Source organism: Jeotgalicoccus saudimassiliensis, from assembly GCF_000756715.1.
GTDB lineage: Bacteria > Bacillota > Bacilli > Staphylococcales > Salinicoccaceae > Jeotgalicoccus > Jeotgalicoccus saudimassiliensis.
Genome location: NZ_CCSE01000001.1, coordinates 977,639 through 990,434, shown reverse-complemented (window position 1 = coordinate 990,434; position 12,796 = coordinate 977,639). Strand labels below are relative to the sequence as shown.

General features: G+C 40.3%; 13 protein-coding genes. 10 read left to right on the top strand and 3 right to left on the bottom strand.

Going from position 1 to position 12,796, the window contains the following annotated elements; translation table 11 throughout:
* Positions 1-31: 31 nt before the first annotated feature.
* From parE to RZ44_RS04760, 3 genes are read left to right on the top strand one after another with little or no spacing between them, the layout of a single operon-like run.
* Positions 32-2,011, top strand: coding sequence for a DNA topoisomerase IV subunit B (gene parE / locus RZ44_RS04770; RefSeq protein ID WP_035809075.1), 1,980 nt, complete (start codon positions 32-34; stop codon positions 2,009-2,011).
* Complete coding sequence (parC, locus tag RZ44_RS04765; RefSeq protein ID WP_035811563.1) at positions 1,998-4,418, top strand: DNA topoisomerase IV subunit A; 2,421 nt, start codon at positions 1,998-2,000, stop codon at positions 4,416-4,418. Before parE ends, parC begins: the two co-directional genes overlap by 14 nt.
* A 31-nt stretch (positions 4,419-4,449) precedes the next feature.
* On the top strand, positions 4,450-5,913 hold the full coding sequence (locus RZ44_RS04760) for an alanine/glycine:cation symporter family protein (protein ID WP_035809073.1): 1,464 nt from the start codon (positions 4,450-4,452) through the stop codon (positions 5,911-5,913).
* 82 nt (positions 5,914-5,995) lie between these two features.
* On the opposite strand, the gene RZ44_RS04755 is transcribed toward RZ44_RS04760, so the two are convergent.
* Entirely contained in the window at positions 5,996-6,664 is a 669-nt protein-coding gene (locus RZ44_RS04755; protein ID WP_035809070.1) for a potassium channel family protein, read from the bottom strand.
* Between the two features lie 232 nt (positions 6,665-6,896).
* Between RZ44_RS04755 and RZ44_RS04750 the strand changes: the two genes are divergently transcribed.
* The 7 genes from RZ44_RS04750 to RZ44_RS04720 all read left to right on the top strand — a co-directional run bounded on the left by RZ44_RS04750 (position 6,897) and on the right by RZ44_RS04720 (position 11,272).
* Positions 6,897-7,424: an NUDIX hydrolase gene (locus RZ44_RS04750; RefSeq protein WP_035809067.1), complete on the top strand. Its 528-nt coding sequence runs from the start codon at positions 6,897-6,899 to the stop codon at positions 7,422-7,424.
* 156 nt (positions 7,425-7,580) lie between these two features.
* The gene (locus RZ44_RS04745; protein ID WP_035809064.1) at positions 7,581-8,642 is read left to right on the top strand and encodes an acyltransferase family protein; all 1,062 of its coding nucleotides are present in this window, start codon (positions 7,581-7,583) and stop codon (positions 8,640-8,642) included.
* Positions 8,643-8,685: 43 nt separating this feature from the next.
* Positions 8,686-8,991: a TIGR04104 family putative zinc finger protein gene (locus RZ44_RS04740; protein ID WP_035809062.1), complete on the top strand. Its 306-nt coding sequence runs from the start codon at positions 8,686-8,688 to the stop codon at positions 8,989-8,991.
* A 97-nt stretch (positions 8,992-9,088) separates the two neighbouring features.
* Positions 9,089-10,336: an MFS transporter gene (locus tag RZ44_RS04735; protein WP_035809061.1), complete on the top strand. Its 1,248-nt coding sequence runs from the start codon at positions 9,089-9,091 to the stop codon at positions 10,334-10,336.
* Positions 10,337-10,362: 26 nt separating this feature from the next.
* Positions 10,363-10,557, top strand: coding sequence for a hypothetical protein (locus tag RZ44_RS04730; RefSeq protein ID WP_035809059.1), 195 nt, complete (start codon positions 10,363-10,365; stop codon positions 10,555-10,557).
* 157 nt (positions 10,558-10,714) lie between these two features.
* Complete coding sequence (locus RZ44_RS04725) at positions 10,715-10,897, top strand: AbrB/MazE/SpoVT family DNA-binding domain-containing protein (protein WP_035809057.1); 183 nt, start codon at positions 10,715-10,717, stop codon at positions 10,895-10,897.
* A 45-nt stretch (positions 10,898-10,942) separates the two neighbouring features.
* Positions 10,943-11,272 carry a type II toxin-antitoxin system PemK/MazF family toxin gene (locus RZ44_RS04720; RefSeq protein WP_035809056.1) on the top strand — a complete coding sequence of 110 codons (330 nt, stop codon included), beginning with the start codon at positions 10,943-10,945 and terminating at the stop codon, positions 11,270-11,272.
* 50 nt (positions 11,273-11,322) lie between these two features.
* Here RZ44_RS04720 and RZ44_RS04715 read toward each other — a convergent pair whose 3' ends face one another.
* Both RZ44_RS04715 and RZ44_RS04710 read right to left on the bottom strand, forming a co-directional pair.
* Positions 11,323-12,285 carry a DUF1002 domain-containing protein gene (locus RZ44_RS04715; RefSeq protein WP_052108809.1) on the bottom strand — a complete coding sequence of 321 codons (963 nt, stop codon included), beginning with the start codon at positions 12,283-12,285 and terminating at the stop codon, positions 11,323-11,325.
* A gap of 154 nt (positions 12,286-12,439) precedes the next feature.
* Positions 12,440-12,664, bottom strand: coding sequence for a hypothetical protein (locus RZ44_RS04710; protein ID WP_035809054.1), 225 nt, complete (start codon positions 12,662-12,664; stop codon positions 12,440-12,442).
* Positions 12,665-12,796: the final 132 nt, after the last annotated feature.

Here is a 12,796-nt window from a genome sequence, read left to right as displayed (position 1 = left end):
ACGTTTGTATTGTTTGTAGGAGGATACAGACTTGGCTAAAAAAACTGGATATACTGATGAGTCCATTCAAATATTAGAAGGCCTGGATGCGGTCAGGAAGCGTCCGGGAATGTATATCGGTTCTACAGATACGAGAGGTCTGCATCATCTCGTATATGAAATTACCGACAATGCGGTCGATGAGATTATTAACGGCCACGGCAACGAAATCAATATAACGATTAATACAGATGAAAGTATTACGATCCGCGATAACGGACGCGGTCTGCCGACAGGGATGCACCCGTCAGGCCGCCCGACGCCTGAAGTCATCTTTACCGTACTGCACGCCGGCGGCAAGTTCGACTCGGATAACTACAAATCCGCAGGGGGACTGCACGGTGTCGGTTCATCTGTCGTTAACGCATTAAGTGAATCATTGAAATTACGCGTCTATCGGGACGGTAAAATTCACGAGATATCATTTAAAGACGGCGGCAAGCCGGATTCAAAAATGAAGGCAGTCGGCAAAACGAAAGAGACGGGCACTGAAGTAACATTTAAAGCAGATCCCGAAATCTTTAAACAGACGATTGCATTTAACTTTGAAACAATCGCTGAACGCATGCGCGAGTCTGCTTTTTTAACTAAAGGATTAAAGATTACGATTAATGATAAGCGTACCGATGAAGAGGAAATATTCCAGTTCGACGACGGACTGAAGTCATTCATCGAGTTTTTAAATGAAGGCAAGGACGATATCGGCAATATCGTGATGTTCGAAGGGACATATAATGAAATGATTGCCGAAGTGGCGTTCCAGTTTAACGATCAGTACTCGGAAACGATTATTTCATTCGTAAACAACGTCCGCACGAAAGACGGCGGGACGCACGAAGTCGGCTTTAAAACCGGATTTACACGTGCATTTAATGAGTACGCACGTAAAATCGGGGAACTGAAAGCTAAAGATAAAAACTTGGAGGGCAGTGACATCCGTGAAGGACTGACTGCGGTGATTTCCGTTAAGCTCCCCGAACACCTGCTCCAGTTTGAAGGACAGACGAAAGGGAAGCTCGGCACGAGTGAAGCCCGTGCATTAATGGAACAGCTGATCACTGAACAGCTGCCGTATTATTTAGAAGAAAACGGTGCGTTATCCACGCAGCTCGTTAAAAAAGCAATTAAAGCACGCCAGGTGCGTGAAGCGGCACGTAAAGCACGTGAAGAAGCGCGGAGCGGCAAAAAGAACAAATCGAGAGATACGCTCCTGTCCGGTAAATTGACACCGGCACAGAGTAAAAACGCGAAGAAAAACGAACTGTTCTTAGTAGAGGGGGACTCTGCCGGCGGTTCGGCGAAACAGGGACGCGACAGACGCTTCCAGGCGATACTGCCGCTGCGCGGTAAAGTTATCAATACGGAAAAAGCGAAGTTCGAAGATATTTTTAAAAACGAAGAAATCAATACGATCATTCATACGATCGGTGCCGGTGTCGGTACGGACTTTAAAGTGGATGATACGAACTACGACAAAATTATTATTATGACCGATGCGGATACGGACGGTGCGCACATTCAGGTGCTCTTATTGACGTTCTTCTTTAACTATATGCGCCCGCTGTTTGAAGCAGGCAAGATTTACATTGCACTGCCGCCGCTGTTTAAGCTCGAGAAAAAAGGCAAAAAGAAAGAAGTCAGATACGTCTGGACTGAAGACGAGCTCGTTGAAGCACAGGAAGAAATGGGCAATGCGGAACTGCAGCGCTACAAAGGTCTCGGTGAGATGATGGCCGAACAGCTGTGGGAGACGACGATGGACCCCGAGTCGCGTACGTTAATCCAGGTCCGTATCGAAGACGAAGCATTATCGCTGAAACGTGTTACTACGCTGATGGGTGACAACGTTGAAATCAGACGTAAATGGATCGATTCAAACGTGTCATTTACGCTTGAGGAAGGCAACAGCATTCTTGATAATCAGGATGTAGAAAAATTAGCAGAGAGTGATGAAGATTATGGCCGAGCATAACCCCTTGCAGCAATTAAAATTAGAAGATGTAATCGGAGACCGCTTTGGGAGATACAGTAAGTACGTCATTCAGGACCGTGCAATACCGGACGTCCGTGACGGACTGAAGCCCGTACAGCGCCGTATTTTATATGCGATGTACAAAGAGGGCAATACGTTCGATAAAAACTACCGTAAAAGTGCGAAAACAGTCGGTAACGTGATCGGCAACTATCACCCTCACGGTGAGAGCAGTATATACGATGCGATGGTCCGTCTGGGCCAGGACTGGAAAATGCGTGAAGAGCTTATTTTAATTCACGGTAACAAAGGTAGTGTCGACGGCGACCCGGCAGCGGCAATGCGTTATACGGAAGCAAAACTTGCTGAAATTTCAAATGAGCTGTTAAGAGATCTAAACAAAAATACAGTGCCGTTTATCGATAACTTTGATGATACGGAGAAAGAGCCGTCTGTACTGCCGGCGAAGTATCCGAACCTGCTTGTGAACGGTGCCACAGGTATTTCAGCGGGTTATGCGACGGACATTCCGCCGCATAACTTAGGTGAAGTGATCGATGCGACATTAAAAGTCATCGACAAGCCGTCGGTATCCATCGACGAGCTGCTTGAGATCGTTAAAGGCCCGGATTTCCCGACAGGGGCAATTATCCAGGGTAAAAACGAGCTGAAAAAAGCGTATACGACAGGCAAGGGCCGCGTCGTAGTCCGCAGTCTGGTGACGAAAGAAGAAACGCGCGGCAACAAAGTGAATATCGTCATTACTGAAATTCCATACGAAGTCAACAAAGCGAACATGGTTAAGAAGATGGATGAAATCCGTGCAGACCGTCAGGTGGACGGCATTATCGAAGTCCGTGATGAAACGGACCGCGAAGGGATGCGCATCGTCATAGAGGCGCGTAAAGACGCGAATATCGATGCGATTATTAACTACCTGTACAAGAAGACGGACCTTCAGGTATCGTACAACTTCAACATGGTGGCAATCAGCGACCGTGCACCGAAGCAGATGGGCTTAAAGGACATTCTGGAAGCGTATATTAAACACCAGAAAATCGTCGTGACGAATCGTTCGAAATACGACCTTGAACATGCCGAAAAACGCATGCATATTATCGAAGGTCTGATTAAGGCATTATCAATTCTCGATGAAGTGATCCGTACGATCAGGGAATCTGAAAACAAACGGAACGCCAAGGAAAATCTCGTTGAACGATACGACTTTACAGAGCGTCAGGCTGAAGCGATTGTTATGCTCCAGCTGTATCGTTTAACGAATACGGATATTGCAGAGCTTGAAACAGAACAGAGCGAACTGGAATTCCAGATCAATCAGCTGACAGAAATATTAAACGACGAAAAAAAACTTAAAAAAATAATTAAATCCGAACTCAGAGACATTAAGAAAAGATATGCTTCGGAACGCTTAACGTCTGTAGAAGAAAAAATCGAAACGATTGAAATTTCCAAAGAACAGTTAATTGCCAAAGAAGATACGGTCGTATCTCTGACTAAAGAAGGTTACGTTAAACGTACGAGTCTCCGCAGCTACAATGCATCGAAACCTGAAGAACTGGGTATGCGTGAAGGAGACAGGATACTGTTTACAAGTATGTCGAATACATTGGAACAGCTGCTCGTGTTTACGAACTACGGCAACTATATGATTATTCCGGTTCACGGACTCCAGGATACTAAATGGAAAGATATGGGGCAGCATCTGTCGTCCCGTTTCAATTTAAAACATGGAGAAGAACCGATTTTTGCAAGGACAATATCTAAATTTGATGAAAATATCAGTGTCGTGATGGCATCTAAACGCGGCCAGGTGAAACAGACACTGTTAAGTGAATTTGAAGCCACGCGTATTTCACGTCCGATTGTCAATATGAAGCTTAAAAAAGATGATGAAGTCATCGGCATCTCAATGACTGAACTTGGAAAAGAATCATTATTGTTTGTTACAGAGAAAGGCTTAACATTGAAATATCCGCTTGCTGAAGTATCAGCAACAGGCTTAAAATCGCAAGGCGTTAAAGCAATGAACGTTAAAGCGGATGATAATCTTGTGTTCGGTGAACTGATTCCTGAAGAAGGCAACTTAGTAACAGTATCGAGCAGAGGCGCGGTCAAACGTACAAGTCTGGATACGTTTGATGCAGGTGCCAGAGCACAAGTCGGTTCAATGCTGTATAAGGATATTAAATCAAAACCGCACAGAGTGGTTGCAGCATCAGTTACAGATGCAGGCAAAGATCAGACAATCGAATTAATCTCAGAAACAAACGTTCACACACTGCGTGCCAATGAAGTACGTCTCAGCGGGAAGTATTCGAACGGCTCGTTTGTCGTTGAAGAAGACGCTTTCGGCATCGTTGCACATGCACACTTCAGCGCGTTATAAATATAAAGAAATGCAGGATGGGTGAATCTAGATGGAACAAGCATTTAATATGTTTGAACAGGCGGTAAACTTCGCCAATGACTTACTGTGGCAGGAAATATTAATCGGGCTGTTAATTATTGCTGGATTATATTTCTCTGTCACTTCGAAATTCGTTCAATTCCGGTGGCTGAAAATCATGTTTTCTTCTCTCGGGGAAAAACGGGCGAAAATGCCGGATGGTTCGAAAGGAATTTCATCTTTTCAGGCGTTTACAATCAGTGCCGCCCAGCGTATCGGTACTGCGAATATCGCCGGAGTCGCAACAGCAATTGTTGTCGGCGGGCCCGGTGCGGTATTCTGGATGTGGGTTGTTGCACTCTTGGGTGCAGGCACCGCATTCTTTGAAGCAACATTGGCGCAGGTGTATAAAGTACGCGATAAGGAATCGGGCTTCCGCGGAGGACCCGCTTACTATATGACTAAAGGTTTAAACCAAAAAGGTATCGGTTATATATTTGCGGTACTGATGACAATTACTTTTGGTATTGTCTTTGTAATGCTGCAGTCGAATACAATTGCCAATGCCTATGATGAAGCATTTGGTGTCAATACGGCAGTCAGCGGAATTGTTGTCGCTATAGTCGTGGCAATAGTCATATTCGGCGGTGCGAAATCAATCGCTAATGTCGCAACAGCAATTGTTCCGGTTATGGCGGCATTGTACTTAATATTGGTTACAGTAATACTTGTAATGAACTACGACATGATTTTTCCGATGCTGCAGAAGATTGTAGTCAATGCATTCGGTATTGAAGAAGTCTTCGGCGGAGCAGTAGGTGCTGCGATTATTAACGGTTTTCAGCGTGGATTACTATCAAACGAAGCGGGTATGGGATCAGCGCCAAACGCTGCGGCATCAGCTGCAGTCCGTCACCCGGTTCAGCAAGGACTGATTCAGTCGCTTGGTGTATACTTTGATACGACTATCGTCTGTACAGCAACGGCGATTGTGATACTGATGTATACAGACTTAAGCTTCGGTGCGGATGCGCCGCAGGGCATTGCAGTCACCCAGGCAGCTATGGATCAGCAGTTCTTCGGCTTCGGCGGAACGATTATTGCAGTCTTTATATTGCTGTTTGCCTTTTCAACAATACTCGGCAACTATTTCTATGCCCAGAGTAACTTAAGTTTTATCGTGGATAACAAAACAGTCACCTTTGTCTTCAGAGCAATTGTCGTTATTATGACAGCAGTCGGCGCGGTACTTGGCGTACAGCTGGTATGGACACTGGCCGATCTGTTTATGGCTTTCCTGGCCATCATTAACTTAATGATGGTTGTGGCACTCAGTCCACTTGTATTTGAACTGATGCGGGATTACAAAGAACAGAAAGACAGAGGAGAATCTCCGATATTCTTTGCTAAAAACATCAGTTACAAGTTGCCGGATGATAACGAGTGGGGTGATGACGACTACCGTATGGACGATCCTGAAGACTATAATAAGTAAACCCAGGACATAAATCCTGACTGTAAATAAAAGACTGTTCCGGGCGCACTAGTGCATCCGGGACAGTCTTTTATATTATTATTTAACTTTTAGGCTTAATCATCTTACTCTCAAATCTGTTCAGATTTTTAATTTTACCAATTATGACGAGAACATCGTTCTCCAGAATGTTCATCTGGGGATCCGGCGGTACGATGACTTCTTTATTACGTTTAATCGCAATAACATTTAAGCCGAATTTTTCACGTATACCAATATTAATCAATGCAGAGTTAATAAATCGTTCATTGGCATCATATTCCACTATGGCAGTATCATCTGATATTTCCATATAGTCGACAAGAGACATATTAACCAGCTGATTTGCGAGACGTATGCCCATTTCTGTTTCCGGGTGCAGGACATTGTCTGCGCCGACTTTTTTCAGCATCTTGCCGTGGTGATTACTTTGAGCTTTGGCAGTAATGCTTTCGACACCTAATTCTTTTAAAATCAAAGTACAAAGAATGCTGGTTTGTATATCTTCGCCAATCGCAATAATCACTTCATCGTAATGTTCGATACCGATAGTTTTAAGCATTTTCTCATCAGTGGCGCTGCCGACGATACATTCAACAGCGTAGTCTTCATAGTACTTGACCTTACTTTCGGATATATCTATTACCGTGACATCTGCTGAGAGCTTATGTAATTGTTTTACTGCACTGCCTCCAAATTGCCCGAGACCAATGACTGCAATTTCTTTAGTCATACTGTTCACCTGATCATCTTAAGATTTGTAGTATCATTTTTGATTCTTCTATATTATCCAGTATAACTTTTTCTTCATAAAGAATGAAATGTTCCGGATAGTAGAAGCACACCTGCTTGATGTGTCAGAGAGATAAATAGTACTTTAATGTTATTGCCGTCAATTTTATTGCGGTGTAAAATTGAATTGTGATAAGGTATCTATTATGTCTAAACACCAGAAGGATGCACATATGGAACTTTGGGATTTATATGATAAGAATAGAAAACTGACAGAACACACAATGGTCAGAGGAGACGAGATGCAGCCTGATACATATCATCTTGTGATTCATGTGGCTATTTTCAACAGTAATAATCAGATGCTGATTCAAAAACGCCGGCATGATAAAATCGGCGCACCGAATATGTGGGATATTTCAGCAGGCGGCAGTGTGACTGCAGGTGAAACGAGTCAAGCCGGTGCCATGCGTGAAACGAAAGAGGAGCTGGGATTAGATATTGATTTACATAATCAGCTGCCGCACCTCTCAATTACGTTTGCACGAGGATATGATGATATATACATTGTGAACCGTGAAGCGGATATAAATGAACTGGCAGTGCCGAACGACGAAGTATCGGATGCAAGATGGGCGGATATTGATGAGATATTCAACATGATTAATGAAGGTACATTTATAAATTACCGTCAGAGTTTAATTCAGCTGCTGTTTGATCTGAGATATCAGTACGGTGCGGTAAAAACAGATTACGAGTAACTTAAGAGTAATAAACACCCCCAGTAAATCATTGACGTATTGTAAAAAATGATTAGAATATTTCTGAATAGAAATCATTTAGAAATATTCTAAAAACATTGCTATAATACTTTGGTAGAGATTAATGTAACAAAATAACTGTAGGTGGAGAATTTATTGAAAAAACGATTAGAATTGATTCAAGCGTCAAGAGCTATTGTACCTCTGTTGGTTGCTATTGTTCATTTAGCAGGTACTATGCAAGTAAAGTATAATCATAATTTTTTAGGAATATCTGATTTACCTAAATCAGGAGGAGTAGACTACTTCTTCGTTCTAACAGGATTTATGATGTACTATGTTTATGGTGGTAAGATAGGTAATAAGGAATACTATAAAACATTTTTATACAATAGATTTATAAGGTTGTACCCATTTTATTGGGTATTGGCTATACCGGTAATCCCATTATTATTATTTGTCCCTGGTCTAGGTAGTGATAATTTAGATTTATTTACTATAATTAAGTCGTTATTGCTATGGCCACAAGAACACGGTCCTTACATTTTTGTTGCATGGTCATTATCTTATAACGTTTTCTTTTACATAGTATTTGCATTGATTCTGGGATATAGTAAAAAAATATTCTTATATGTCATAGGAATTTGGAGCATAAGTATAGGAATTTTTTCATTATTACCTGAAAGTATATTCATATTTGAATTCATATTTAGCCCTTATTTTATTAATTTTATTATTGGATCAATTATAGCTTCGCTGATTGTAAAATTTAAATATCATAATTTTTATATAATACTTTTAATATTGGGACTTTCTATTTTTGTATTTAACTGGTTAAATATTATATTTATAGATATCGATATTAATGCAGATTTCCTTTATTTAATTTTTGCTTCATTAGTAATTACTGGATTGTCGGGAATAGATTTGGGTGTGAGTGTACGTGTTAACAAATTCTTTAACTATTTAGGTGATGCATCGTTTGCAATTTTTCTTTCACATACGTTAACTATTTCAGTTTTAACAAAAACGATGGATATTCTAGGTCTTACGAACAAACTTAATCTTACTTTTCTGGGATTGATTATTTTTGTTGGTACTATTATCATCGGTTGCCTATTGTATCAATTAATTGAAAAACCACTACATTCAAAATTGAAAAGAAGAAGTAACATTAAATCAGATGGGAAGAAAGCGATGGCATCTTCCCTAAGGTAGTTAACTAATTATCTTAGGCAATTAAGATAAAAGGAGAGATTACATGACCAAATGTGCAAGCTGCAACAAGCAGTGGACCGGCATCTTATTATTTAAAGCGCATTTTGCTTCAGAAAGAGGAGTAGAGTGTGATTATTGTCATGAGAAACAGTATGTATCTGAGAAATCAAAGAGACGTATGCTGATTCCAATGCTCTTAGTTACAGCAATGCTGTTAATTGGCTTATTTGCACCGCCGTCGGTTACACAGTATTTCTGGGTGTATATTACCATTACAGCGGTAACGATTATATTTATGTATGTGAGTCTGGAACTGACGAATGTACCGCCTGAAAACCAGAGAAATTAAATGTACATTAATAACAGAGACAATATTAAATTGTCTCTGTTATTTTTCTGAATTTTTGATATACTTCTGTAATACATAAAAAGAAGAAGGTTATTATATGTCCAATCAACTGCGTATCGGCTCAAGTATTTACATTAATTACATACTGCTCGGCATGATCAACTTAATTATCGCATTACATATGGGCTTTCTGACTGAACAGCTCAACACAGATGCAGCAGCAATCTCGGCTTTAATCTCGGCTATCGGTATCGGTAAGCTGATTGCCTTATCTTTTGCAGGTAAGTTATCAGATAATCTTGGAAGAAGACCAATGCTGATTACAGCATGTTTCCTGTACGTGGTGTTTCTTGTGGCCATACCATTCGCGCCGACATATACAGTTGCATTTATGTTTGCACTGCTGGCAGGAATGGGGAATTCTATTCTCGATACGAGTTCGTATCCGGCACTGATTGAAGTGTTCAGAAAACGTTCGAGTTCGGCAACGGTGCTCGTTAAAGCATTTATGTCTGTCGGTTCAACAATTCTGCCGTTAATGATTACGTTCTTTATGGCACGTGATATGTTCTACGGCTACACGTTCTTTATAATGGCGGCTATATTCTTATTTAACGCAATACACTTATTTACTTTGAAGTTCCCGGAAGCGAACGTGCTTGAGGAAGTACCGCAAACGGAAGAAGAGAAAGAGAAGAATATTAAACCGGTTAAAGCTGCATTGATCTTCAAAGAGAAACCGAAGTTTATGCGTGAGGGGATTACGGTGATCGCAATTGGCTTTACGTCAGTAGGATTGTTCCTTATTATCCAGACGTGGCTGGCAACTTATGCGCAGGAAGTCATCGGACTGCCGGAAGCTCAGGCAATTAACCTGCTAAGTATTTACAGCTTCGGCGGGTTCGTAACTGTGATTATCCTTGCAACTCTGCTGGATAAACTGTTTAAACCGATTACGGCACTGATTATCTATCCGATGGTGGCAATTATTGCATTGGTATCATTATTGTTCGTAGAGAGTTATGCAATACTGGTTGTGCTTGCGTTCATTCTCGGTATGGCAACGTCAGGACTTTTCCAGCTGGCGGTAACTTTAATGGCGCAGTTCTTCCCGGAGAAGAAAGGGACGAGCACAGCTTTTGTCACACTGTCATCGAGTATCGCATTTATTACACTGCCTTACTTAACGGGACTGATTAACCGTCATATCGGTGTATCGTATGTCTTTATGTTCGAGATTGTTATTGCAGTAATCGCAGTAGTGCTTGCAGCATTTATATCTTACAGATACCGGAAAGTGTTTGATCTTAAAAGTAAAAACAAAATATTGTGGAGAAACCCATAAGAAAGACGGCAGTCAAGGAGGATATGATGGCAAAGATATTTAATATCGTTTTAATTATTCTGGGGATTTCATCTTTGATAAATGGATTTTCGTACCTGTCTTCGAATATGTTGCTTGCTGCAGTGAATCTGCTGGCTGCGGTAATCCTTTTATATGTAGGAGTGAAGATGCTTAAGAACAGCAAAGAGAATGTGCCTCATGAAGCAGGGAAAAGAAAATAATTCATATAAAAAAACTTGATACATTGTTTGACATGCTCCCTTGAAGCAGACGCTTAGCAGATAAGCTGATTTAAAGGGAGTTTTTTTAACAACTAATCTTAAGTATGTATAGACAAAATGTAAGTACATATATAATTGGTATATGGGGTGGTTTAATATGAACACTGAACTGAAGATTTTTAAAAGCGGCAACAGTCAGGCTATATCAATTAAGAAAAAAACGATGGAAGAAATGGGTTTAAAAATCGGCGACAGATTGAACATCGAAAAAATAAATGATGAAATGATTTTGACAAAAAAAGAAGGTAAAAGTTTTAAAGAAGAATGGACATTCTTATAATAATCTTGAAGAAGCGGACTGGGGTCAAGATCAGGGCAGAGAGAGATGGTAAATCAATATGATGTGATAAAGGTTAATTTAAACCCGGTTAAAGGAAATGAAAAAGGGAAATACAGGCCTTGTGTAGTTGTAAGTGATACTGACTTCAATAATAAAGTTAATATTGTCTGGGTACTGCCTGTAACGAGCAGAGAAAAACGCTATCCAACAGATGTTATTATTGAAACAATGGACAATAATATTCATGGTGTAGTGGATTGTTCACAAATGAGGGCTTTAGATCTTGGGAGCCATTCTTATAAATTAGAAGACAAATTGCAGCAGTCATGTAAAACTAAAGTGATTGAAAGAATTAAAGCGATATTGAGTATATAATATAATAGGGCCGGAGTCTTTGTGTGCAAAGACTCCGGCCCTATTTCTATTTAAAATAATCCTTTAAAGAATTCTACTATACGTTCCCAAAAGCTTCTGAGTGAGTCCATAAATGAACTTGCTTCTTCCGAGTTAACAATGTCTTTACCTAGTTCTGTTGCTTTGTCTTTAGCATCCTGGAAGCTGTCGCTCGATGTGATTCTGTCAAGCAGGTCTTTTGAACTGTCCACCAGTCTGTCTGCTTCTTCACCTGTAAAAAGGCCAGAATCTTTAATGTTCATAATAATGACGATGATACGATCGATCTGCTGCTGGCTGAGCATGCCGTCGAGACCATTCTCGGCTAATTTCTCATCAACAATAGTACGGACCTGTTCTTCAGTGACATCACCGTTAAAGTTATTTACAATTTCAACTTTAACTTCAGTGATTACTTTGTTCAGTTGTACTTGTGAGAAACCTTCAACGTTTGAGTTTTCTTCTGAAATATCTGTGATTGTTTCTAGTTCATCTTGAGCGTTTTGTGTTTTTTTAGGGTCAATTGCTTCGCCTTGAGCTTCAAATGCTTTGTATACACCGGCTAATGCACTTTCACCTGTAACATCCTGTGCTGCTGCAATAGTAACGTCAGCGTCTGTAATGCCTGAAGTGAGCAGTGCGTTCTGGTATGTTTCTTCAGAGATTAACAGTATCTGTCCCATATCTTCATTAATATCAATGTTTAATCCGCTGCCTTCAGCAGTCTGGATAATACGGATACTGGATTTCAGTACGCTGTTGTCATAGCTCTTGTTGATGTATTGATTAACGTCTTCTGAGTAAACGTAATCGGTAATGTCAGTGTCCTCAACACCGAGTAAGTTTGCTGTTTCATTTTGTAAATTTGAATCCTGTTCCAATGCTGCACCGTAGACGGTTACCGCATTATCCCATTCACTTGCTGCGTTGGCATTTTGGGCGCCGAAGGGAATCATTGCAGCGACTAATGCGATTGCAAGTATTTTTCTAATCATAATTTTAACCCCTAACTGATTTTTTCTTAGAATACTACAGATATAGTATTATCTCTATTTTATATAATATTTATTAAAGGATGATGAAAGATACATATAAATATCTGTATATATAAATGAGAGTCACTCCGTGCAGAATGACTTTGGTTTTTATTTATTCTGTCTGTGCGATAAAATCCGGGTTCTCAATAATATTTTCTTCTGTTTCAATATAAAGGAGTTCCTGATTAATTTTCTGCTGCAGTTTTTCTTTCTTTTCTTCGCTTAACTCCGGTTTGTTCATTTTCTGTTCGTACTTCCATATTTTCTCCTTGGAGTTTTCTATATTTTTTTCGTGTGCATCGATGCGTTTCTGCTCTTTCTTGTCAAGGTTAGCCATGTTTAACATCTCCTAACTGATACTTTCAATATATCAATAACAGGGTCTTTAAAACAAACTTAACGGTAAAGAGTATTACATTAAATGTGAATCGAATACCTTCTTTCTACTATAGATAGGTTTTGACTTTAT